The following is a 22,791-nucleotide window of genomic DNA, read 5'->3' as shown; positions in this document are numbered from 1 at the left end:
TCGGGTGCTCAGGCCACGCCGCACAGCACGGACGACAGCGGTGATGACGACAGCAATGCGGACAGCAGCGGTGCGGACGACAGCGGCACCGCCGGCGCGCGCGAAGCCGGAACCGGGACCGACAGGGGAGCCGGCGTCGGTACCGGCTGAGTGATCCATGGCACGTGATGCCGTACTGACACCCCAAACTAGCGGCGCTAGTTTGGGTCCATGCAGGCACACGACGGTATGTACATCGACGGCGAATGGCGGCCCGCAGCCGGGCCGGAGAAGATCGAGGTCCGCAACCCGGCCGACGGCACGGTCATCGCCACCGTACCGGCGGGCGGCGAGCAGGACGTGGCCGCAGCTGTACGGGCAGCCCGTGCGGCGTTCCCCGGCTGGGCCGCGACTCCGCCCGCCGAGCGTGCGGCGCGGCTGGGCGCGTTGCGTGACGCCCTGGAGGCCCGCAGAGACGAGATCGCCGAGACCGTCACCGCTGAACTGGGCTCCCCGCTGGCCTTCTCGCACGCGGTGCACGCGAGCGTGCCCATCGCGGTCTGCGCGAGCTACGCGAAGCTTGCGGCCGACTACCCCTTCGAGGAGGAGGTCGGCAACTCCCGCGTCTTCCACGAGCCGGTGGGAGTCGTCGGCGCGATCACGCCCTGGAACTACCCGCTGCACCAGATCGTCGCGAAGGTCGCGCCCGCCCTCGCCGCGGGCTGCACGGTCGTGCTCAAGCCCGCGGAGGACACCCCGCTGGTGGCCCAGCTCTTCGCTGAAGCCGTGCACGAAGCGGGCCTGCCCGCAGGGGTGTTCAACCTCGTCACGGGCGTGGGCACGGTGGCCGGGCAGGCATTGGCCGTGCAGGACGGGGTCGACCTCGTCTCCTTCACGGGCTCGACCGCCGTCGGCCGGCAGATCGGCGCCGCCGCGGGCGCCGCGGTCAAGCGCTTCGCGCTGGAGCTGGGTGGCAAGTCCGCCAACGTCATCCTGCCGGGCGCGAATCTGACCAAGGCCGTGAAGGTCGGCGTGGCCAACGTGATGTCCAACTCCGGTCAGACGTGCAGTGCTTGGACCCGCATGCTCGTCCACGCCGACCACTACGACGAGGCCGTTCAGCTCGCGGCCGCCTCCGTGGCGAAGTACGTGCCGGGCGACCCGAAGGACGAGGGCACCCGGATCGGCCCTGTCGTCAACGCCAAGCAGCGCGAGCGCGTCACCGGCTACATCAGCCAGGGCGTCAAGGACGGCGCGACGCTGGTGGCGGGCGGCCCCGACGCACCCGAGGGCCACGAGCAGGGGTGCTACGTGCAGCCCACCGTCTTCGCCGGCGTGACCCCGGAGATGACCATCGCCCAGGAGGAGATCTTCGGGCCGGTCCTGTCCATCCTCAAGTACGAGGACGTCGAGGACGCCGTCCGCATCGCCAACGGCACCGTCTACGGACTCGCCGGCGCCGTCTGGTCCGAGGACGAGGAGGAGGCCGTCGCCTTCGCCCGCCGTCTGGACACCGGCCAGGTCGACATCAACGGCGGACGCTTCAACCCCCTTGCCCCGTTCGGGGGTTACAAGCAGTCCGGCATCGGCAGGGAGCTGGGCCGGCACGGGCTCGGCGAGTACCTGCAGACCAAGTCGCTGCAGTTCTGAACGAGTTGTCCGCCTGCGGTGCCGGTGCCCCGGCACGGGACCGCAGGCGGCAGCAGCCCCGCCGCCCCTTCCGGACACCCGTCAACGCCGTCCCTTCTCCCACGCCAGGAGCACCCGCATGGTCCGCGCCGCTGTACTGTCCGCCGTCGGAGCCCCGCTAGAGGTCACCGAGATCGATCTCCCCGAGCCCGGCCCGGGGCAGGTGCGGATCCGTCTCGCCGCCGCCGGCGTCTGCCACTCCGACCTCTCGCTCTCCAACGGCACGCTGCGCCAGCCCGTGCCCGCCGTTCTCGGCCACGAGGGCGCCGGCACGATCGTCTCCGTCGGCGAGGGCGTGTCAGGGCACGCGCCGGGTGACCGTGTCGTCGTCAACTGGGCGCCCTCGTGCGGCGAATGCCACTTCTGCGGCGTCCTCTCCGAGCCTTGGCTGTGCATGAACGCCAACGACGCGACCACCGTTCCCTACGCCCGTACGAAGGGCGGCGAGGACCTCTATCCCGGGCTCAGCTCGGCCGTCTTCGCCGAGGAGACCGTCGTGTCGGCGCGGGCCGTGCTGCCGCTCCCCGAAGGCGTGCCGCTCACCGACGCGGCACTTCTGGGCTGCGCCGCCCTGACCGGATACGGCGCGGTGCACCACAGTGCGCGCGTGCGTAAGGGCGAGTCGGTGGCGGTCTTCGGCGTGGGCGGAGTCGGTCTGGCGACGCTCCAGTCGGCGAGGCTGGCCGGGGCAGGACCTGTCGTCGCCGTCGACGTCTCCCCGGAGAAGGAGGAGCTGGCGCGGGAGGCAGGCGCCACCGAATACCTCATCGCCTCGGAGACGACCGCGAAGGAGATCCGCAAGCTCACCGGCGGCTTCGGCGCCGACGTCGCGATCGAGTGCGTCGGCCGCGGCGAGACCATCCGCACGGCCTGGAACTCCACGCGGCGCGGCGGCCGTACGACCGTCGTCGGGATCGGCGGCAAGGAGCAGCAGGTCCAGCTCTCCGCCCTGGAGATCTTCCACTTCGCGCGCACCCTCACCGGCTGCGTCTACGGGAACTGCGACCCCGCCCGTGATCTGCCCGTGCTGGCCGAGCACGTACGGGCGGGGCGGCTGGACCTGGGCGCCCTGGTCACCGAGCGGATCGGGCTGGAGGACATCCCGGCCGCGTTCGACGCCATGCTGGCGGGACGCGGCGGCCGCGCGCTGGTGGTGCTCGACGACCGGGACGCCTAGGGGGTGTCCGCGAAGTGAAGGCGGACGACGCTACTTTGCCTACACCCCCCAGGACGTGCCCGCAAAGTGACGGCGGACGTCGCTACCTCGCGGGCACGCCCCGGAGCCTGATCACTTCTTGGACGACGACTCGGACTGCGGTCCGTAGGTGGTCATGAAGCGGTCCCGGAAGGTGTCCATCCGCCACACCGGGGCCTCCGGGCCGGGGTTGAGACCGTCCTTCCACTCCCAGCCGGACATCCGGTCCATCACCTTCTTGTCGCGGGCGATGATCGAGATCGGCACGTCCCGGCTGGCGTTGTTCCCGGTGACGACGGGGACGGGCTGGTGGTCGCCGAGCACGACGACCACGGTGTCGTCGTCGCCCCACTTCTCCAGGTAGGCCGTGAGGCTCTGCATCGAGTACTCCACAGCGCGGCGGTACTCGTTGCGGACCTGGTCGGGGTCCCTCCACACCTGCGTGGGGCGCTTGCCCTGCTTCTTGATGGAGTGGTAGATCGAGCCGTCACCGACCTGGTTCCAAGGCAGCATCCTGGGCAGCGGCGCCCAGGGGTTGTGGCTGGAGGCCAGGATGATCTCCGCCATCAGCGGCTTGTGGTTCTTCTTGCTGTGCTCCAGACGCTCGAAGGCGGCCAGGCTGAACTGGTCGGGTACGGGGGACCAGCTGAACTTCGGCCCCTTGTAGCCCAGTTCCCGTGAGTCGTAGACGTGGTCGAGGCCGTAGAACTTCCCCTCCGGCCAGGACTTGGTGACGCCCGGCATGATGCCCACCGTCCGCCAGGCCTCGGTGCGGCGGAAGGCGCCGGTGAGGGTGAAGCGGTCGCTGGAGGTGAGGGTGCGGTAGCGCTGCTGGTTGTCGATCCACAGGCCCGAGTTGAAGGTGGAGTGGGCCAGCCAGCTTCCCGCGCCCGAGATGGGGGAGGTGAGATAGCCGCTCCGGGAGGCGTAGCCCGCCTTGTCCAGGCGGCTGGTGGAGTCCTTCAGGACCTTGGCGACGTGCGGCGCCATGCGCGGGTCCTGGACGGCGCTGCGTCCGTAGCTCTCGATGAAGGTGAAGAGGACGTTCTTGCCCCGAAGCCCCGTCAGCAGCTCGTCCTTGGGGGTGTCGCTGAACTTGTCGACGGCGGACTGCTTGGCGAACGCCCTGCCGTCCTGAAGGCCGTCACTCACCTGATGGGTGCGGTTGTGGACCAGCCTGGTGGTGCTACGGGAGGCGACCTGCACGTCGTCCACCTGCGCCCCGAAGGCCGTCAGAAGGATCCAGACGGTCCCGAGCGCCAGGACGGAACGTACCGCGACGGCGTTGTGGCGGACCATGATGTCGCTCAGCCTGACGACGGCGAGCGTCGTGAGGACGACCAGGGCGACGACGAGGAGCAGGACCCCGACCGATGCGGCGACGGCACCGGCTTGGCCGAGCGAGTCCTCGAGGAAGGACTGGAGGTCGTCGAAGAGGACCCAGTCGAGCACTATGTCGAAGGGCCGGGCCAGGAACTGGTAGAAGCCCATGTCGAGGAACTTCAGGACGGTGACCAGGCCCAGGCACACGCCGCCGATGATCGCCGTCACCTTGCGGACGCGGGCCTTCAGAGCGAGCAGGATGCCCGCGCCGAGTATCGCCTCCACGGGTATGCGCGTGAACGCGCTGGGAGTCAGCCGTGAGACGGCGTTCGGCAGTACGAGAGCGGTCAAGACGAGCAGGGCGGCCAGCACGCTGGTCCCGCGGGTCACCACTCGCGCGGCGCGGGGGTGCCTCTGCCGCCAGCCGGACCCCTTCGCGGACCTGCCCCTGTCGGCGTCGGCGTTCTCGCCCTCGGTGGTCCTTTCACGGACGGCGTCGTCCTGACCTGCGACCGTGCCGTCCCCGGCCAGGTCCTCCTCCGCGGGTGCCTTCTTCTGTTTCGGCAGCTGACGGGAGCTCGTGAAGAGCGGCAAACCGACGGTCCTTCCGTGCGTAGCCCGCTGGGGGCATGGCGGACCAGGCTCGGGAGGTCGGGGCCGCCTGTAACTGTTTCGGCCTGCGGCGGCACCGGTTCGATCACCGGGGCTTTCCGCGCGGGAAGCGTACGACGGCGATGTGCACGGGTTCGCTTGTTCAGGCTTTTAGGAGGGTCCCTTGCCCGTGGTTTGGCAGTTCAGTGAGAAAGTCTTGACGCAGATCGTGCCCGGTCAGCCCGGGTAGCGGGCCGCCAGACCGTCGACCAGGGCGTGCAGTCCGGTCTCGAATGCGCCGTCGTCGACCCGCTGCTGGTGCTCGGCCAGGAGGTGCGCCTGATCGAGGTGCGGATAGTCACGCTCGTACAGCGCAGCGTCGTCGATGAACCCCCGGGCGAACGAGCCGAGTGCGGAGCCGGCCACGAAGTAGCGCATGAGGGCGCCGATGTGGGTCGCCTGGGCCTTCGGCCATCCCGCCTTGGTCATTCCGCCGAACACGGCGTCCGCGATGGCCAGCTGGCTCGGGCGCCGGCCCGGTCCCTGGGCGAGGAACGGGACGATGTTCGGATGGGCGGAGAGGGCCGCGCGATAGGAGCGGCCCCAGTCCACGAGCGCCTGGCGCCACTCGGTGCCGTCCGAGAACATCGACACGTCGACCTGCGCGCAGACGGTGTCCGCCACCGCGTCGAGGATCTCGTCCTTGTTGCGGAAGTGGTTGTAGAGGGACGGCCCGCTCACGCCGAGCTCGGCGGCGAGACGACGCGTGGAGACCGCCTGGAGACCCTCCCCGTCCACGAGTGCCAGCGCGGATGCGACGATCCGGTCGCGGTTGAGCAGGGGCTTGGTCGGTCGGGCCATGGGCTGAATAGTAGAACGGTGCCGCAGGGAAACTAGCGCCGCTAATCGACTTCTCCCGCGACCTGACGGATGCGGGGCGGGTTGTGCGTGTACGTCCTCGAAGCGGATGCCGTGCGCCCAAGGCCGTACCGGGGACCTAAGCAACTGCTCAGCCCCGTTGTATGGTGTTCGCCCGGTCGAAGGGAAGGGCGAGCGCGATGGCATCGGAGACGGGATCCCCGGCGAAGGCCGACGAGGATGTCCGGGCGAGCGCCGACGAGTCCTTCGAGGGCGTCACCCCCGACGCCGCGCGTCGGCTGCTGCTCGGCGCGGTGGAGGCCTTCGCGGAGCGCGGGTTCCACGCCACCACGACGCGCGACATCGCGGGCCGTGCGGGCATGAGTCCGGCCGCGCTCTACATCCACTACAAGACCAAGGAAGAGCTGCTCTTCCAGATCAGCAAGGTCGGTCACGAGCGTTCGGTGAGCGTGCTGGCCGAGGCCGCGGACGGCGGCGGCACCGATGCGGACCGGCTGGCCCGCGCTGTGCGGCACTTCGTCCGCTGGCACGCCGAGCACCACACCACCGCCCGTGTCGTGCAGTACGAACTGGCCGCGCTCGGCGAGGAGCACTACGAGGAGATCGTCGAGCTGCGGCGGCGCAGTGAGGAGATCCTGCGCGGCGTGCTGGAGAGCGGCGACGCCTCGGGTGAGTTCGAGGTCGCGGACATCCGCGGCACGACGCTGGCCGTGATGTCCCTCTGCATCGACGTCGCCCGCTGGTACAGCCCCAAGGGCCGCAGGACCCCTGACGAGATCGGCACTCTCTACGCCGACCTCGTCCAGCGCATGGTGACGTCACAGGCCGTCGCCTGAGGCCGGAGGAGAGCCGGTGCCCGCAGCCGCGGGCACCGGGACAGGTTCACCAGTAGTAGCGGCTGACGGTCTCCGCGACGCACACGGGCTTGTCGCCGCCCTCCCGCTCGACCGTCACCTTTGCCGTGACCTGGACGCCGCCGCCCGTCTCACTGACGTCGACGAGTTCGGCGCGGGCACGCAGACGCGAGCCGACGGGCACCGGTGCGGGGAAGCGGACCTTGTTGGCGCCGTAGTTGACGCCCATGCGAACGCCCTCGACGCGCATGATCTGCGGTACGAGGTCGGGGAGCAGGGAGAGGGTGAGGTAGCCGTGCGCGATGGTCGTGCCGAAGGGGCCGTCCTTCGCACGGGCAGGGTCGACGTGAATCCACTGGTGGTCGCCGGTCGCGTCGGCGAAAAGATCGATGCGCTTCTGGTCGATCTCCAGCCAGTCGCTGACGCCCAGTTCCTGGCCGACCGAGGCCACCAGTTCGTCCGTCGATGTGAAGACCCTGGGCTCCGCCATCCGTACAACCTCCCGCAAACGTCTCGCGCCGCCGCGTGCTAAGCGCTCGCTCAGCATGCTCGGGCGGTGTGACGCCTGTCAACGCCAGTCGGGAGGAACCGGCGAAGGGCCGGGCCGGTGGGGGTGAAGTAGAGGGGTGCGGTGTCGGAGGTCAGCCCCGCGAGGCGGCCATCGACCCGAATCCGGGGCGCAGGCCCCGTCCGGCGAGCCGGATGACGTCGGTTCCGACGTCCTTGTCCATGGCAGTGATCATTCGGCGCAGCACTTCCGCGAGCCGAGGTGTGGGCGGTGTGTTGGGGTCACACGGGAGGAGTGACCTGCCGCCCCACGTCAGGCGGTGCCATTCGTCATGCTGCGCCGGCTGTCTGATCCCGTGGCGTTTCTCGGCTCTGCGCCGTGAGGCGACCTCTGACTCGTACGCGAGCCACACCGTCCGGGCCTCCTCGAGTTCTTCGAGGGCCACGATCAGCAGCGCCGGATCGGGTTCACGGTCGTCCGGCCTGAATCCGGCGCGGGCGCACAGATGTTGCCATGTCGCACGGTGCCCGTACGGGGCGAAGCGCTCAAGGCACTTCCGCAGCGCCTGGCGGCGCTGGGACGGTGCCCTGTAGGGGTCGCGAACCTGCTCTGCGAGGGCTCTGAAACCGGCCATTCATCCCACCTCCGACGGAGTGGACCCGACTCGTCAGCGATGGGACGTAACCGCCGCGCAATCGGATCCCCCCGTTGCGAAGTTCAGTTCGTTGAAGTCGTCCGGGTCGTCCGCCGGCGGCGTCCTTCCGGATTGGGTGAACTACCCGGCGATGCGTCGCGCACGCCCTGCCGAATCGGATTCTCACGGGGCTCTCATGACTTCTCACAGATCTCTCATCAGTCGTGAAGACGTGAAGACTTCGCAACGACGGGTGTGACGGCGTGAGTCGGGGCGCACGCGTACCCGCCCTCCGTCGTCCGGAACCTCCCGCGCCCGCCCGCAGCCATAGGGTGGGGGCGGCGAGTGCCGCGGCCGATACGGGAGATGACGACGATGGCGGACGAGAAGCCCGATCCGGACCTGCTCGGGAAGATCGACTCCACGGTGCCGCATTCCGCCCGGATCTGGAACTACTGGCTGGGCGGGAAGGACAACTACCCCGTCGACCACGAGGCCGGCGACGAGTTCGCCAAGGTCTTCCCCGGGATCGTCGACGCCGCTCGCGGCTCCCGGCGCTTTCTCGCCCGCGCCGTCCGTCATCTCGCCGGCCCCGTCGGCATCCGCCAGTTCCTCGACGTCGGCACGGGGCTGCCCACCGTCGAGAACACGCATGAGATCGCGCAGCGAGTCGCGCCCGACTCCCGCATCGTCTACGTGGACAACGATCCCCTCGTCCTCGTGCACGCGAAGGCGCTGCTGACCTCCACCCCGGAGGGGGCGACCGACTTCGTCGACGCCGACGTGCACGAGCCCGGCGTCATCCTCCGACGAGCCGCCGAGACGCTGGACTTCGACAAGCCCGTGGGCCTGATGATGCTCGGCATCATGGGGCACGTCCCCGATGACGGCCTCGCGCAGTCGCTCGTGCGCACCCTGCTCGACGCCCTTCCGCCGGGAAGCCATCTGACGCTCAGCGACGGCACCGACATCAGCGCGGCCCGGCAGGCGGCCCACGCGACGTACAACAAGAGCGGCGCCGTCCCCTACCACCTCCGCAATCCCGAGGAGTTGGGGCACTTCTTCGACGGTCTCGAACTGCTGGAACCGGGGCTGGTGCCGGTCACGCAGTGGCGGCCGGACCGCACTCCCTTCCCGGTCACCCCGGTGACGACGTACGGCGGCGTCGGTCGCAAGACCTGACCCTCGCCCGTACGCGGCGCCCGAATCCGAAAATCGGCGGCGAAGGCGGCCTGGGCGGCACCTGACGGTGTGATCTGTTCGCGCGACGACATGAACGTGCTGGTCGGGGCGGGGGCGCGTGAATCCCTGCGCGTACGGGAGTCCGGCATCCCCTTCCCCCGCGACATACCGACTGGTTAGTCTGCCGGAGCGGGGAGATCGCCGATGCGAAGCCAGCGAAGGGGAGTTGCGGGAATGGAGTCTTTGCGCGACACGGGCGTGGTCGTCACCGGCGGAGGAGGGGGGATCGGTGCCGCCCTCGCGAGGCGATTCGCCGCGGAAGGCGCCAGGGTCGTCATCAACGACCTGAACGCCGCCAAGGCCGAGGCCGTCGCGAAGGAGATCGGCGGCATCGCCGTGCCGGGCGACGCGTCGGCCGTCGTGCCCGCGGCCCGCGAGGCGCTCGGCGGCACCATCGACACCTTCTGCGCCAACGCCGGGGTCGCGCCGCACGGCGGCCCGGAGGCGACGGAGGAGCTGTGGGAGAGCGCCTGGGACGTCAACGTGATGGCTCACGTACGGGCCGCACGTGAGCTCGTGCCCCACTGGCTGGAGCAGGGCAGCGGCCGGTTCGTCGCAACCGTCTCCGCCGCGGGGATCCTCACGATGCTCGGCTCCGCTCCCTACAGCGTGACCAAGCACGCCGCACTCGCCTTCGCGGAGTGGCTGTCGGTGACCTACCGTCACCGCGGGATCGACGTGCACGCGGTGTGCCCGCAGGGCGTGCGCACCGACATGCTCGACAGCACCGGGCCCGCCGGCGACCTCGTCCTCGCCGAGTCCGCAATCGAGCCCGAGGCCGTCGCCGACGCCCTCTTCGACGCGATGGAGAAGCGGCGCTTCCTCGTACTGCCGCACCCCGAGACGGCCGGCTACTACACGGCACGCGCCGGCGACCCCGATCACTGGCTGGCAGGCATGAACAAGATGCAGCGCAAGCTGGAGGCGCTGCTGGAGCAGGCGGGGTCGCAGGAGCGGGGAGAGGGAGCGGCACGTTGACGGTCACGTACGAGGACAAGCCCTGGCTGAAGCAGCTCAACGAGGTCCAGCGCGGGCCCGTGAATCCGCCGGAGACGATGGTGCACGCCTTTCGCGAAGCTGTGCGCACCGTCCCGGACCGCGTGGCCCTGGCCTACTTCGACGGGCGGCTCACCTACGCGGAGGCCGACGCCCTCTCCGACGGAATCGCCACACACCTCGCCGGACGCGGTCTGGAGCGCGGCGACCGGCTGGCGCTGATGCTGCAGAACAGCCCGCACTTCGTGCTCGCCCTGCTGGGTGCGTGGAAGGCCGGAGCGGTCGTCGTGCCGGTCAACCCCATGTACAAGGCGGGCGAGGTGGCGCACGTACTCGCCGACGCCGAGGTGACGGCGCTCGTGTGCGCCGACCGCGCCTGGGAGAAGTACCTGCGGGAGACGGCTGCCGCGTCCCCTGTGCGCATCGCGCTGACCGCCTGCGAACTCGACCTGCAGTCACGCGACGACAAGCGCGTCCTCGACTTCGAACGATCCGCGCCCGCCGACGACGCAGACGATCTCCTCACCGTCGCCCGCACCGGCGCGAGCGCACCCGAGGGCCGTGAACTGAGCGGCGGCGACACGGCGTTGATCAGCTACACCTCGGGTACGAGCGGCACCCCCAAGGGCGCCATGAACACCCACGCGAACATCACCTACAACGCCGAGCGGCAGCACACCGGGTCGCAACTGCCGGACGGCTCCTGCATCTTCGTGCTCGCGCCGCTCTTCCACATCACCGGCATGGTCTGCGAACTGGCGTCCTCCATCGCGGGCGCCGGCACCCTCGCGCTCGCCTACCGGTTCGAGGCGGGCGTCGTCCTGGATGCCTTCCTGGAGCACCGGCCCGCCTTCACTGTCGGACCGTCCACCGCCTACATGGCTCTGGCGGCCCGCCCGGAGGCCACGCCGGACCACTTCTCGTCGTTCGAGATCCTCGCTTCCGGCGGTGCGCCGGTGCCACCGGCCCTGGTGGACAAGCTGGGAGCGGCCTTCGGCCCGTATCTGCGCAACGGGTACGGGCTGACCGAGTGCACCGCTCCCTGCGCGTCCGTGCCCCCGGGGCGCCGAGCGCCCGTAGACGCCGCGTCAGGCACGCTTGCCGTCGGCGTGCCCGGCCCGGACACGGTGGTGCGCATCCTGGACGACGAGGGCAGGCCGGTGCCGCTCGGCGAGCAAGGCGAGATAGCGGTGCGGGGGCCTCAGGTGATCCCCGGTTACTGGCGCCGTCCCGAAGAGTCCGCGGCGGCCATTCCGGACGGTGAACTGCGCACAGGCGACATCGGCTTCATGGACACCGACGGCTGGCTCTACGTCGTCGACCGCAAGAAGGACATGATCAACGCATCCGGCTTCAAGGTCTGGCCGCGGGAGGTGGAAGATGTCCTCTACAGCCATCCCGCGGTGCGGGAGGCGGCGGTCGTCGGTGTGGCGGACGCCTACCGCGGCGAGTCCGTGAAGGCGTACGTCAGTCTCCGCCCGGACGTCCAGGCCGTGCCGGAGGAGCTCGTCGGCCACTGCAAGGACCGGCTGGCGGCGTACAAGTACCCACGTGAGATCGAGATCCTGGCGGACCTGCCCAAGACCACCAGTGGGAAGATCCTCCGACGGGAACTGCGTTCCCGCGGTGACAGCGGCAATGCGAGCGGCGGCGTCAGCGCGTAGATCGCGGTGAACGGGCGCACGGAAGAAAGGCAGGTGAGGTGCATGGCCACGCCGAAGACCACACCAGGTGGCGGCGCGAAGGAGAAAGCCGGTGCGGGCGGGGCGGTTCCGGTCCCGCAGCGGCTCATGGCCGCCGCCACCCGCCTCTTCTCCGAACGCGGATACGACCGGACCTCCGTGCAGGAGATAGTCGAGGCAGCCGGAGTGACCAAGGGAGCGCTCTACCACTACTTCGGCTCCAAGGACGATCTCCTGCACGAGATCTACGGGCGGCTCCTGCGCCTCCAGCAGGACAGACTCGACGCCTACGCGGACGCCGAGCAGCCCGTGGAGCAGCGTCTGCGCCGTGCCGCGGCCGACGTCGTCGTCACCACGATCGACAACCTCGACGACGCGCGGATCTTCTTCCGCTCCATGCACCAGCTCAGCCCCGAGAAGCAGAAGCAGGTCCGGGCCGAGCGCCGTCTCTACCACGAGAGGTTCCGGGACCTGGTCCAGGAGGGCCAGCGGACCGGCGTCTTCAACGCGGCGACGCCGCCGGACCTGGTGGTGGACTACCACTTCGGATCCGTCCACCACCTGAGCAGCTGGTACAGGCCCGACGGGCGGCTCACGCCGCAGCAGGTCGCCGACCATCTGGCGGACCTGCTGCTGAGGGCGCTGCGGCCCTAGGCGGACAGGCCCTAGGTCCGCGAGGGCCGAAGGGCTGGGGCTCACCGCGGAGCCGCACTGTGACGCAAGCTCCGGCGCCGGTATGCCATGCACCTCCCTGCTCCTGGGTATGCGCGTGCACCTGGGCCTCGACAAGACGAGCGACGAAGAAGAGCGACGACAACCCCGACTTCCGGAGGTAGTACCGGTGAAGGCATGGCGCGTCCACACGAACGGGGAACCGCGTGACGTGATGCGGCTGGAGGACATCCCCGACCCCGAACCCGGCCCGGGCGAACTGCTGGTGCAGGTGCGCGCCGCGAACGTCAACTTCCCCGATGCGCTCCTGTGCCGCGGCGAGTACCAGGCCAAGCCGCCCTTCCCCTTCACGCCCGGCGTGGAACTGTGCGGTGAGGTGCTGGCAGTGGGGGAGGGCGCCGGAAAGGACGCGCCCGGGGTCGGCTCCCGCGTCATCGCTCAGCCGTCGCTGCCCGCAGGCGGATTCGCGGAGCGCACCGTCGTCAGCGCGGCGAACGCCCGCAGCGCACCCGAGGCGCTGGACGACGCCGAGGCCGCCGCACTTCACATCGGGTACCAGACCGGTTGGTTCGGGCTGCACCGCAGGGCCCACATCAAGCCCGGCGAGACGCTGCTCGTGCACGCGGCCGCGGGAGGTGTGGGCAGCGCGGCCGTGCAGCTCGGCAAGGCCGCCGGTGCGCGGGTCATCGGCGTGGTCGGCGGTTCGGCGAAGGCCGACGTGGCACGCGAGTTGGGCTGCGACGTGGTCGTCGACCGGCGCGAGGACGACATCGTGGCGGCCGTGAAGGAGGCCACCGGCGGGCGCGGCGCCGATGTGGTCTACGACCCGGTCGGCGGCGACGCCTACGCCAAGTCCGTCAAGTGCATCGCCTTCGAGGGACGCATCGTCATCGTCGGCTTCGCCAGCGGAGCGGTGCCCACACCGGGCCTCAACCACGCCCTCATCAAGAACTACACGATCCTCGGGCTCCATTGGGGCCTCTACAACAGCAAGGATCCGGCGGCGGTCGAGGCCTGCCACGAGGAGCTCACCCGCCTCGCCGCGGACGGCTCCGTCAAGCCGCTGGTCAGCGAGCGCGTGGCGCTGAAGGACGGTTCGGACGCGGTCCAGCGGGTCTTCGACGGGATCACCACGGGCCGCGTCGTCATCGAGCCCTGAGGAGCGGGGAGTTCGCTGCGGCCGGCGGGCGTCAGACGGTCGCCACGGCGGTACCCGTCGATCCGGGGGTTCGGGCGGGAGTTCGTCAACGCCCGCCCAGGTCCTCGGAGTTCAGCACGGTCCCTGTACGGGACCGGTGTTCCGAAGCAGCGTGGCCGCTCGGCGCGCGTGAGGTGAGTGCGGGCCTCACATCCGGTCCTCGCGCGGGAAGCCGGTCCAGCGGAGCTCCGCCGGGAGGTGCCCCATGTCGTTGTGGACGAGCAGGGCGGCCGGCTTTCCGGGCGTGTACCGGATGACTGTCAGCGCGGCGTTGGCGTGGTTGAGGCCGATCCAGCGCCACTTCGGAGCGTCGAGGGCGGGCTGAGGTTCCCGTGCCCGCCCGTACAACAGGTTTCCCGTACTCCTCCGAACCGAGTTGGGCGGGCCCGCCCGTTCCTGTTGAACCGACCGGGGTCGTGTCCGCCCATGTCGTCGCGCCGGTGAACTTACCGCCGGTACGCGGGTCGTGTGCGTTTGTCCCCTTTCAGCTCCGACGATCACAAAACATGCACATCGCGAGCGGTGTGCCCCGGGCAGTGACCTGCGCATCATGACTGCGCACCTGATGTGGCCGCCCGGGCGGCCGTGGCCTGTGTGAGCCCGCGGAGCCGCATGCGCGGGACCCGGCCATGTACGGGTCCATGTGCGGGACCGGGCCATGTGAGGGTGCGCGTCGAACGGTCGCGCCTGCGGTTCATCCGTCCAGGTCCGTCGAGAGGATCTCCCATGGCCACTCATCGCGCCTCGCCGGACCGGCCGGATTCCGTGGAGGGGGAGAGCGGCACCGACCGCCGCCGCTTCCTCGGATATCTCATCGCCGCCCCGACCCTCGTGGCGGCCGCGGAGCTGGGTGGTTCGGCCGTCAACCCGCAGCAGGCACATGCGGCGGTGCCCACGCCGACGCAGCCGGTGGAGCTGTACGACCTCAACGACATGCTGACCCATGCCGCGAAGCCCACGGCGAACCTCATCGCCGTCAAGGTGCATCCCGACGGGACGGTGTCCTTCGATCTCCCGCGCGCCGAAGTCGGCCAGGGCATCACCACTTCCAGCGCGATGATCGTCGCCGAGGAGATGGACCTGCCGCTGGAGAAGGTGCACGTCACGCTGTCCGACGCCCGCCCGGAGCTGCTGTTCAACCAGCTCACCGGCGGCTCGAACACCACCATCTCCACGTTCACGCCGATCCGGGTCGCGGCGGCGATAGCCAAGGGGCGGCTGCTGGAGGCGGCCGCCGCCGAGTTCGGGGAGCTGGTCTCGGAGTTGACCAGTCGCGCGGGCGTCATCCTCTCCTCGGGCGGGAATCGCGCCACCTACGGTTCGCTGGCGAAGAAGGCCGCCAGCGTGTCCACCAAGCAGGTCTCCGTGGAGCTCAAGGGGCGCTCGGAGTTCAAGGTCATCGGTACGCCGCGCACCCGCATCGACGCACGGGAGATCGTCACCGGCCGCAAGAAGTTCGCGATGGACCTCGACGTGCCGGGTGCGAAGCCCACGATGGTGTGCAGGCCGCCGACGATCAACGGCAAGGTCGAGTCCGTACGGAACAAGGCCGCCGTGAAGGCCATGCCGGGCATCACCGACGTCGAGGTCATCTCCACCGGTGTCGCCGTGCGGGGAGCCACCTTCGGGCAGTGCGTCGACGCGGTCCGCGCCTTGGACGTGGACTGGGGCCCCGGAACGGAGGACGGCAAGTCCGACCAGGATGTGCTGGAAGAGCTGAGGAAGGCCGAGATCCCGCTGGCCGTACCGAAGTTGGGGCCGCTCACGAAGACCGTGGAAGGCGACTTCACCTTCTGGTTCGCCAGCAACTCCGCGCTGGAGCCCAACTGCGCGGTGGCCGACGTCCGTTCGGGCCGCGCCGAGATCTGGGGAGGGCTGAAGTCCCCGATCGCGGCCCAGCAGACCATCGCCGCGAAGCTGGGTCTGCCGCAAGGCGCCGTGAAGGTGCATGTGGTCGAGGGCGGGGGCTCGTTCGGGCGGAAGCTCTTCTCCGACGCGGCACTCGAAGCAGCCGAGGCATCCCAGAAGATGGGCAAGCCCGTCAAGTTGATGTGGCACCGCACCGACGAGTTCCGCCAGGGCCGGACCCACCCCATGTCGACGTCGCGGGTCCGTGCGAGCTACACGCTGGGCAACGTCCTCACGTACGAGCAGCGGCACACGAGCGTGGGCACCGACTTCGGCCACGGACTCGGGGAGATCATCACGTCCATGGCGGCGAAGCTGCCCGTCGGCGACCTGACCTTCTCCGAGACGATCTTCACGCTCACCCAGCAGTCGCCCTACAACTTCGGCGTCACGACGCAGCTGCTGAACGAGGTCGACCGGGGCTTCAACACCGGCAGCATGCGCAACATCTACTCGCCCAACGTCAGGTGCGCGCAGGAGCTCATCGTCGACCGGCTGGCGAAGGCGATGAAGAAGGACCCCTACAGCTTCCGCCGCGAGTTCATCAAGGGCGACCGGGCGCAGGCCGTGCTGAAGAGGGTCGCGGAGGCCGGCGAGTGGGGGCGGAAGATGCCGGAGGGCACCGCTCAGGGCATCGCTCTGCATCCCGAGTACCACGGTGTGGTCGCCGCCCTGGCGGAGATCGACTGCCGCCCCTCGGCGAAGGACAGGGAGGTCAGTGAAGGCTTCACCGGGCCGAGGGTCACCAAGGTCGTGTGCGCCGTGGACGTCGGCCTCGCCGTCAATCCCCGGGGCCTGGAGGCCCAGATGATGGGCGGCATCATGGACGGCATCGCCCTGGCGCTCACCTCCAGCCTCCATCTGAAGGACGGCCACTTCCTCGAAGGCAGCTGGGACAACTACTTCTACACGCGCCAGTGGAACACGCCGCCCGAGCTGGAGATCATCGTGATGCCGCCCACGACGGGGAAGCCCGGCGGCGCGGGTGAACTCGGCGTGCCCGCGGCGATGGCAGCCGTCGCCTGCGCGTACGGACGTGCGACAGGAACGATGCCGACGGAGTTCCCCATCAACCACTCGGGCGACCTCGGTTTCGAGCCGCTGCCCACGATCCCCCCGATCCCCCAGTCACCGACCGACGGCCTGGACCACGCCTTCTAGGAGCCATCCGTGCCCACACACACCTTCACTCTCAACGGCGAGCAGGTCACGGTCGAGGCAGAGGACGACGTGCGGCTCCTGTGGGTGCTGCGCGACCTCCTCGGTGTCACCGGGCCCAAGTACGGGTGCGGCATCGAGGTCTGCAAGGCGTGCACCAGCCACATCAACGGCAAGGCGTTCAACCCCTGTTCGGTGCCCGTCGGCGAACTCGCTGCCGGGGATGAGGTCACCACGATCGAGGGCCTGGCCGACTCGGTCGGCAAGGAGCTGCACCCGATGCAGGAGGCGTGGCTCGAACGTGACGTGGCGCAGTGCGGCTACTGCCAGCCCGGGCAGATCATGACGGCCGTCGCGAAGGTCGAGAAGGCCAGGGCCGAGGGCCGCGAGATCGGGGACGCCGACTTCGACGAGATCCGCAACATCTGCCGGTGCGGTACGTACAACCGCATCCGCGAGGCCATCACGGCGGCGGCCCGGGAGATGTGAGCCGGCGGGCCGGTGACGGCGACGGGAGTGCTTCGGGTGCCGCCCGGGGCGCTCGCCGATGCGGTCTTGAGCCCGTCCGAGTGCGCTCAGCACGAGCCCTCAGCACGAGGGGGGCTTCCGCCTTGCGACCTAGTGCCGCTGCCGGATGTGTCCGGGTGTTTCACCCCATAGCCTCTGCGCATGACGGCAGTTGACTCTCAGACCGACGGACCCCGCAGCCCGGAGCAGCGCAAGCGCGAGGCGATGGAACGGCTCGTACGGGACAAGGACGTATGGGTCGCGACGGCCGACGCGACCGGCGAGCCGTGCCTCGTTCCGCTGGCCTTCTGGTGGGACGGCGAGGCGGTCTGGCTCGCCACCCGCGACACCAACCCGACCGGACGCAACCTGTGTGCCTCGGGGCAGGTCCGACTCTCCTTCGGCCACACCCGGGACGTGGTCCTTGCCCACGGCACCGCGCGCATGCTGTCCCGCGAGGAGCTTCCGGCCGAGGTGGGGGACGCCTTCGCCGCCAAGGACGGCTGGGACCCGCGTGAGGACCACCCCTCGTACGTCTTCTTCCAGGTCGTCCCGCATGTCGTGCAGGCGTGGGGAACGGTCGCCGAGATGGCCGGACGGACCTTGATGCGCGACGGGAAGTGGCTGCTCTAGAGCGTGGCCGCTGCCCTTGAGGCGCTTGATCTCGGGCTCGGCCGCGGGGCGGCAACGAGGGCCCGCCGCCTCGGATTTACCCCCGAGGTAATCGCCTGGTCCGCCGGACCCAGCAGAATCCGAGTTCTCCGCGTCAGGGCGGCGCGGAGTGGAGAACGGGGAGTCTGCCGTGTCCGTACCTGCCGTGTCCGCACCCGCTGTATCCGTACCGGCGACCACGCGCGCCGTGGTGGAGGACCTGCTGCACCGCATCGGCGAGGGCGACGCCGAGCGCATCGCCGAGTTGTTCGGCGAGCAGGTCGACTGGAAGCTGGACTGGCCGGAGGCCGAGCACGGCCGGAGCGCCACTCCGTGGATCCGGCACCGGGCCACCCGGGCCGACCTCGCCTCCCTCTTCCGCGAACTCGCGGCGCACCACCTGCCCGACGAGGCCGCGACCGTGGTCGAGCGCGTTCTCATCGACGGCACGGAAGCGGTCGTGCTGGGGGAGATCCGCCAGACCGCTCGGAGTACGCGACGTGCCTACCGTGCGCGGTTCGCACTGCACCTCACGGTCGAGGAAGGTCTCGTCACCCGGTACCACATCTACGAGGACAGCCTCGCCGTGGCGCAGGCGTTCGAGGCCGGGCCTGACAGCTCGTGAGCTCGAACGCGGCCCTGGCGCCCGCCCGTTGAGGCACCGCCTGCTGCCCTGCATCGGGCCGCACAGCACAGCACAGCGAGGCGCCGCCCCGGCCCCGGCAGAGATGCCCGGGACGGACCAGCGCCTCGCCTCGCTACGGGTTCTACGGGGAGGTGGTCCCCGAGCCCCGCAACCAGCTATGCGTACTTCTTCAACTCCCGCCGCGCCAGCGAGCGTTGGTGCACCTCGTCGGGGCCGTCCGCGAGCCGGAGCGTACGGGCCGCGGCCCACAGCTCCGCCAGCGGGAAGTCCTGGCTGACGCCGCCGGCGCCGTGCAACTGCACCGCGCTGTCGAGGATGTCCACGACCGCCCGCGGAGTGGCGATCTTGATGGCCTGGATCTCGGTGTGCGCGCCCTTGTTGCCCACGTTGTCCATCAGCCAGGCCGTCTTGAGGACCAGCAGCCGCAACTGCTCGACCTGCACCCGGGCGTCCGCGATCCACTCGCGCACCACGCCCTGCTCGGCCAGGGGCCGGCCGAACGCCGAACGCTGCTGCGCCCGGCGGCACATCAGCTCGATGGCGCGTTCCGCCATGCCGATCAGCCGCATGCAGTGGTGGATGCGGCCCGGGCCGAGCCTGGCCTGGGCGATGGCGAAGCCGCCGCCCTCCTCGCCGATGAGGTTGGCGGCGGGCACCCTCGCGCCGTCGAAGACCATCTCGGCGTGCCCGCCGTGGTAGTGGTCCTCGTAGCCGTAGACCTGCATGGCGCGGCGCACTTCGAGCCCGGGGGTGTCGCGGGGCACCAGCACCATCGACTGCTGCCGGCGGCTGTCCGGTGCGTCCGGGTCGGTCTTCCCCATCACGATGAAGATCTTGCAGTCGGGGTTCATGGCACCGGAGATGAACCACTTGCGTCCGGTGATGACGTACTCGTCGCCGTCCCGCCGGATGCGCGTCTCGATGTTCGTGGCGTCCGACGATGCCACGTCCGGCTCTGTCATGGCGAACCCGGAGCGGATCTCGCCGTTGAGCAGCGGCTCCAGCCACTTCCTGCGCTGCTCGGGGTTGCCGAACTCGGTCAGCACCTCCATGTTCCCGGTGTCGGGAGCGGCGCAGTTCAAGGCGGTCGGTGCCAGGCGCGGGCTGCGGCCGAGGATCTCGGCGAGGGGTGCGTACTGGAGGTTGGTCAGCCCGGCACCGTAGGTGCGGTCGGGCAGGAAGAGGTTCCACAGCCCGTGCTTGCGCGCCGTCTTCTTCAACTCCTCGATCACCGGCGGAGTGTGCCAGGGCGAGTCCAGCTCGGCGCGCTGTTCGTCGGCCACCTTCTCCGCCGGGTAGACGTGCTCGTCCATGAAGGACAGGAGCTGCCTGCGCAGTTCCTCCGTACGGGCGTCGAATGCGAAGTCCACTGACCTCATCCCTTCCGCAGCGTGGTGAGTCCGTTGTCGATGAAGACCGGGACGAGGTCGCCGATCCGGTCGAAGCCAGGGCCGACCGTCTGGCCGAGCGTGTAGCGGTAGTGGATGCCCTCCAGGATCACCGCGAGCTTGAACCAGGCGAACGCCGTGTACCAGTTGATGCGGGAGACGTCCCGTCCCGAGGCGGTCGCGTAGCGCTCGACGAGCTCGTCGGACGACGGGTGACCGGGGGCCTCCGCCGTCGTGCTGATCGGCGCGTCGGGGATGTCGAGCCGCTCGCTGTACATCACCAGAAGGCCGAGGTCGGTCAGCGGATCGCCGAGCGTGGACATCTCCCAGTCGAGCACCGCCGCGATGCGGTCGTCCGAGCTCGCCAGCACGTTGTCCAGGCGGAAGTCGCCGTGCACGACGGTGGGTTCGGGCGACTGCGGCAGCTGCCGCCCGAGCGAGTCGTGCAGTTCGTCGATTCCCGCGAGCTCCCGGCTGCGGGAGGCCTCCAGTTGCTTGCCCCAGCGGCGCAACTGCCGCTCCAGAAAGCCCTCCGGCCGTCCGAAGTCGCCCAGGCCCACGTTGTCCGGATCGACGGAGTGCAGCGCGACGAGCGTGTCCGACAGCGCGAGCGCCAGCGCCCGGGTGCGCTCCGGGCCCAGGGCGGCCAGCTCGTCGGCGGTGCGGTAGGGCGTGCCCTCCACCTGCTCCATCACGTAGAACGGCGCCCCGATCACGTCCGGGTCCTCGCACAGGAGGAGCGTGCCGGGCACGGGCACGTCGGTTCCGCGCAGGGCCGTGATGACCCGGTACTCGCGCGACATGTCGTGGGCGGTGGCCAGCACGTGCCCCAGCGGCGGCCGGCGCACCACCCACCGGCTCTCGCCGTCGGTCACTCTGTACGTCAGATTCGACCGGCCGCCCTGGATCACCTCGGCCCGCAGCGGCCCCCGGACCAGGCCCGGGCGCTCCCGGTCCAGATGCCCCGCGAGCCGCCCGAGGTCGAGCCCGGGCGGATTCTCCTTGCTCATGCGTGCGCGCTCCTCTGCGTGGACGGTGGACGGCCGTCGACCGGACGAACCTGGACGCCGTGCCGGGTCGGACGGGTGGGCGGAACGACGACGGTCCCGATCATGCCGACTAGTCGGTATGGCGTCTAGGGGTGTTCGCCGGCCGACCGCCTCTGAGGCCCCGCATGTGACGAGACCCACGCCGGAACCCTTTCCGCCGTACTCCGTTCGTTCCGTCCTTCCCGTATCCGGACGGACTCAGGCGTGGCACGCGACCGGCCTGCCGCCGTTCATCTGCTCCATGTCTGCCCACACGGAGAGGATGTCGAGCGGATCGCCGGGAGGACGTCCGTCCAGCTCCGCGTAGGCACGGTGCACGTTCGCCACCAGCCGCTCGCTCTCGGCGAGTTCCGCGAACTCGCCCAGGTCCGCCTCACGTGCCGCTTCCAGCGGGGTACGGCCGCCCGCATGGGCCTGCCGCGCCAGTTCCTCGACGTGGCGCAGATAGCGTTCGACGACGTCGAAGACCTCCGGGCCCGCGATCGGACCGTGCCCGGGCACCACGGTGCGCGCGCCGAGTCCGCGCAGCAGGTCCAGCGCTTCCAGCGATCCGCTCAGCGAGCCGTTCGGGACGAAGGGCGTGCCGCCGTGGAAGACGATGTCACCGGTGAAGACGACGCGCTGCTCCGGCAGCCACACGACGGTGTCGCCGGTGGTGTGCGCGACGCCGGGGTGCAGCAGCCGCACCTCGATCTCGCCCGCGTACAGCGTCAGTTCGTCGTGGTACGTGCGTGTCGGTGCGCTGATCTCGACCTCGCCGAAGTCGACGTCCGGCCAGACCAAGTGCAGTTGGCGCCCTGCCTCAAGCGTCTCGCGGCGGCATTCCGCATGCCCGGTCACGGTGGCCTCGGGCGTGAAGAGGGAGTTGCCGTACGTGTGGTCGCCGTGGTGGTGCGTGCTGATCACTGAGGACGGCAGCGGTGCCCCGCTCGCCAGGAGCGCCTCGCGCAGGCTCTCCGTACGGCGCACGGTCGCTGCGGTGTCCACGAGCACGGTCGTGCGCCCGTCGCTGATCCAGCCCGCGTTGTTCAGGCACCAGCCTCCGTCCGGCTGGACGAAGGCGTGGACTCCCTCCGCGACCTTCTCCGTGTACGGCTCCCCGGACGGCGCCTCGCTCCTGCTCGCATCCCCTGCCGACGCTGACGCCATCCGGTCGTCCTCTCTCTCAAGTCCCCTTGGCCGGAAGGCAGTTCCGGCCGTGCCGCCGCCAAGCGTGTCACCGGCGGGGGTGGCGCGGCTACGCCGTGAAAGCCGTCAGCGCCTGATCCGTCACCTCTCGGGGCGTGCCCCCGACGGGCACCGCCGCGCCGTCCTCGTCCGGCTCCAGGGGCTCCAGGGTCGCGAACTGCGAACGCAGCAGCGAACGCGGCATGAAGTGGCCCTTGCGGTCGGCCAGTCGCTGCGCGATCAGCTCCTCCGAGCCTTCGAGATGGAGGAAGAAGAGCGGCGCCCCGCTCTCGCGCAGCCGGTCGCGGTAACGGCGGCGCAGCGCCGAGCAGCTGACCACGCCGCCGCCCGTCGACGCGTGCTCCGCGAGCCAGGCGGCGATGGCGTCCAGCCAGGGACGGCGGTCCTCGTCGTCCAGCGGTGTGCCGGCCGACATCTTCTCCACGTTCGCAGGGGGATGGAACGCGTCGGCCTCCGCGTAGGGGACGCCGAGCCGTTCGGCGAGCAGTTCGCCCACCGTCGACTTGCCCGAGCCGGAGACCCCCATCACGACGACCAGCGGCCGCCGTTCCGCGTCCCGGCCCGCCGATTCGTCGCTCACCACAGCAGCATCACTCCCACCATCACCATCGCCAGTGTGCACAGCGCTGCCGACAGCACCACCCCGGAGCCCATCTCTTCCGGACGATCCTTCCGCATGGTGGCGATGCGACGGTGGGCGACCGCCAGGAAGAGCAGCCAGGCCAGCAGTCCGGCCGCCGCCGCGACCGCATCGACGGGGGAGACGCCGCCGTTTCCGTACAGCGCCTGCCGTACGGCCAGTGCGACGGCCACCGCGAAGGTCAGCGTGGTGCGCCGCCAGGCGAACCGGGTGC

Annotated in this window: 21 protein-coding genes and 1 pseudogene; 12 read left to right on the top strand and 10 right to left on the bottom strand. The window is 70.1% G+C overall.

Annotated features, from left to right (window positions below; all coding sequences use genetic code 11):
- Positions 1–210 precede the first annotated feature (210 nt).
- Both H5J26_RS14100 and H5J26_RS14095 read left to right on the top strand, forming a co-directional pair.
- Positions 211–1,629 carry an aldehyde dehydrogenase family protein gene (locus H5J26_RS14100; RefSeq protein WP_181766181.1) on the top strand — a complete coding sequence of 473 codons (1,419 nt, stop codon included), beginning with the start codon at positions 211–213 and terminating at the stop codon, positions 1,627–1,629.
- A 118-nt stretch (positions 1,630–1,747) separates the two neighbouring features.
- Positions 1,748–2,845, top strand: coding sequence for a Zn-dependent alcohol dehydrogenase (locus tag H5J26_RS14095; protein ID WP_181766180.1), 1,098 nt, complete (start codon positions 1,748–1,750; stop codon positions 2,843–2,845).
- 111 nt (positions 2,846–2,956) lie between these two features.
- On the opposite strand, the gene H5J26_RS14090 is transcribed toward H5J26_RS14095, so the two are convergent.
- The gene (locus H5J26_RS14090) at positions 2,957–4,780 is read right to left on the bottom strand and encodes a sulfatase (protein ID WP_181766179.1); all 1,824 of its coding nucleotides are present in this window, start codon (positions 4,778–4,780) and stop codon (positions 2,957–2,959) included.
- Positions 4,781–5,014: 234 nt separating this feature from the next.
- Positions 5,015–5,638, bottom strand: coding sequence for a TetR/AcrR family transcriptional regulator C-terminal domain-containing protein (locus H5J26_RS14085; RefSeq protein WP_181766178.1), 624 nt, complete (start codon positions 5,636–5,638; stop codon positions 5,015–5,017).
- Between the two features lie 197 nt (positions 5,639–5,835).
- Here H5J26_RS14085 and H5J26_RS14080 point away from each other — a divergent pair, with 197 nt between their 5' ends.
- The gene (locus H5J26_RS14080; RefSeq protein ID WP_181766177.1) at positions 5,836–6,492 is read left to right on the top strand and encodes a TetR/AcrR family transcriptional regulator; all 657 of its coding nucleotides are present in this window, start codon (positions 5,836–5,838) and stop codon (positions 6,490–6,492) included.
- A gap of 46 nt (positions 6,493–6,538) precedes the next feature.
- On the opposite strand, the gene H5J26_RS14075 is transcribed toward H5J26_RS14080, so the two are convergent.
- Both H5J26_RS14075 and H5J26_RS14070 read right to left on the bottom strand, forming a co-directional pair.
- Complete coding sequence (locus tag H5J26_RS14075) at positions 6,539–7,000, bottom strand: MaoC family dehydratase (protein ID WP_181766176.1); 462 nt, start codon at positions 6,998–7,000, stop codon at positions 6,539–6,541.
- 151 nt (positions 7,001–7,151) lie between these two features.
- A complete protein-coding gene (locus tag H5J26_RS14070; RefSeq protein WP_235980691.1) occupies positions 7,152–7,652 on the bottom strand; it encodes a hypothetical protein in 501 nt (166 codons plus the stop codon).
- A gap of 375 nt (positions 7,653–8,027) precedes the next feature.
- Between H5J26_RS14070 and H5J26_RS14065 the strand changes: the two genes are divergently transcribed.
- The 5 genes from H5J26_RS14065 (at position 8,028) to H5J26_RS14045 (ending at position 13,403) form a co-directional block, all read left to right on the top strand.
- On the top strand, positions 8,028–8,834 hold the full coding sequence (locus H5J26_RS14065) for an SAM-dependent methyltransferase (RefSeq protein ID WP_181766175.1): 807 nt from the start codon (positions 8,028–8,030) through the stop codon (positions 8,832–8,834).
- Positions 8,835–9,068: 234 nt separating this feature from the next.
- Positions 9,069–9,872: an SDR family oxidoreductase gene (locus H5J26_RS14060; RefSeq protein WP_181766174.1), complete on the top strand. Its 804-nt coding sequence runs from the start codon at positions 9,069–9,071 to the stop codon at positions 9,870–9,872.
- A complete protein-coding gene (locus H5J26_RS14055; RefSeq protein WP_181766173.1) occupies positions 9,869–11,554 on the top strand; it encodes a class I adenylate-forming enzyme family protein in 1,686 nt (561 codons plus the stop codon). The genes H5J26_RS14060 and H5J26_RS14055 overlap by 4 nt, the downstream gene beginning before the upstream one ends.
- A 42-nt stretch (positions 11,555–11,596) precedes the next feature.
- Entirely contained in the window at positions 11,597–12,226 is a 630-nt protein-coding gene (locus tag H5J26_RS14050; RefSeq protein WP_181766172.1) for a TetR/AcrR family transcriptional regulator, read from the top strand.
- Positions 12,227–12,413: 187 nt separating this feature from the next.
- Positions 12,414–13,403, top strand: a complete 990-nt coding sequence (locus tag H5J26_RS14045) for an NADPH:quinone oxidoreductase family protein (protein WP_181766184.1) — start codon at positions 12,414–12,416, stop codon at positions 13,401–13,403.
- A gap of 186 nt (positions 13,404–13,589) precedes the next feature.
- On the opposite strand, the pseudogene H5J26_RS14040 reads toward H5J26_RS14045, so the two are convergent.
- Positions 13,590–13,763: pseudogene (locus H5J26_RS14040) on the bottom strand (histidine phosphatase family protein); the annotation flags it as partial.
- 405 nt (positions 13,764–14,168) lie between these two features.
- On the opposite strand from H5J26_RS14040, the gene H5J26_RS14035 reads away from it, so the two are divergent.
- The 4 genes from H5J26_RS14035 to H5J26_RS14020 all read left to right on the top strand — a co-directional run bounded on the left by H5J26_RS14035 (position 14,169) and on the right by H5J26_RS14020 (position 18,291).
- Positions 14,169–16,511: a molybdopterin cofactor-binding domain-containing protein gene (locus H5J26_RS14035; RefSeq protein ID WP_181766171.1), complete on the top strand. Its 2,343-nt coding sequence runs from the start codon at positions 14,169–14,171 to the stop codon at positions 16,509–16,511.
- 9 nt (positions 16,512–16,520) lie between these two features.
- Entirely contained in the window at positions 16,521–16,997 is a 477-nt protein-coding gene (locus tag H5J26_RS14030) for a (2Fe-2S)-binding protein (RefSeq protein ID WP_181766170.1), read from the top strand.
- Positions 16,998–17,177: 180 nt separating this feature from the next.
- Positions 17,178–17,648, top strand: a complete 471-nt coding sequence (locus H5J26_RS14025) for a pyridoxamine 5'-phosphate oxidase family protein (protein ID WP_181766169.1) — start codon at positions 17,178–17,180, stop codon at positions 17,646–17,648.
- Between the two features lie 169 nt (positions 17,649–17,817).
- The gene (locus H5J26_RS14020; RefSeq protein ID WP_309237904.1) at positions 17,818–18,291 is read left to right on the top strand and encodes a nuclear transport factor 2 family protein; all 474 of its coding nucleotides are present in this window, start codon (positions 17,818–17,820) and stop codon (positions 18,289–18,291) included.
- Between the two features lie 176 nt (positions 18,292–18,467).
- Here the strand turns inward: H5J26_RS14020 and H5J26_RS14015 are convergent, their stop codons facing one another.
- The 5 genes from H5J26_RS14015 to H5J26_RS13995 all read right to left on the bottom strand — a co-directional run.
- Entirely contained in the window at positions 18,468–19,682 is a 1,215-nt protein-coding gene (locus H5J26_RS14015) for an acyl-CoA dehydrogenase family protein (protein ID WP_181766168.1), read from the bottom strand.
- Positions 19,683–19,687: 5 nt separating this feature from the next.
- On the bottom strand, positions 19,688–20,710 hold the full coding sequence (locus tag H5J26_RS14010) for a phosphotransferase family protein (protein ID WP_181766167.1): 1,023 nt from the start codon (positions 20,708–20,710) through the stop codon (positions 19,688–19,690).
- 237 nt (positions 20,711–20,947) lie between these two features.
- Positions 20,948–21,898 carry an MBL fold metallo-hydrolase gene (locus H5J26_RS14005; protein WP_181766166.1) on the bottom strand — a complete coding sequence of 317 codons (951 nt, stop codon included), beginning with the start codon at positions 21,896–21,898 and terminating at the stop codon, positions 20,948–20,950.
- Positions 21,899–21,986: 88 nt separating this feature from the next.
- Positions 21,987–22,463: a gluconokinase gene (locus H5J26_RS14000; RefSeq protein WP_181766182.1), complete on the bottom strand. Its 477-nt coding sequence runs from the start codon at positions 22,461–22,463 to the stop codon at positions 21,987–21,989.
- Between the two features lie 50 nt (positions 22,464–22,513).
- On the bottom strand, positions 22,514–22,791 hold a 278-nt coding region (locus H5J26_RS13995; RefSeq protein ID WP_181766165.1), incomplete at its 5' end, for a DUF202 domain-containing protein.

Source organism: Streptomyces albidus (ex Kaewkla and Franco 2022) (assembly GCF_013870515.1).
GTDB classification, from domain to species: Bacteria; Actinomycetota; Actinomycetes; order Streptomycetales; family Streptomycetaceae; genus Streptomyces; species Streptomyces albidus.
The sequence above is the reverse complement of the archived record's forward strand: the minus strand, read 5'-3'. Positions and strand labels throughout refer to the sequence as shown.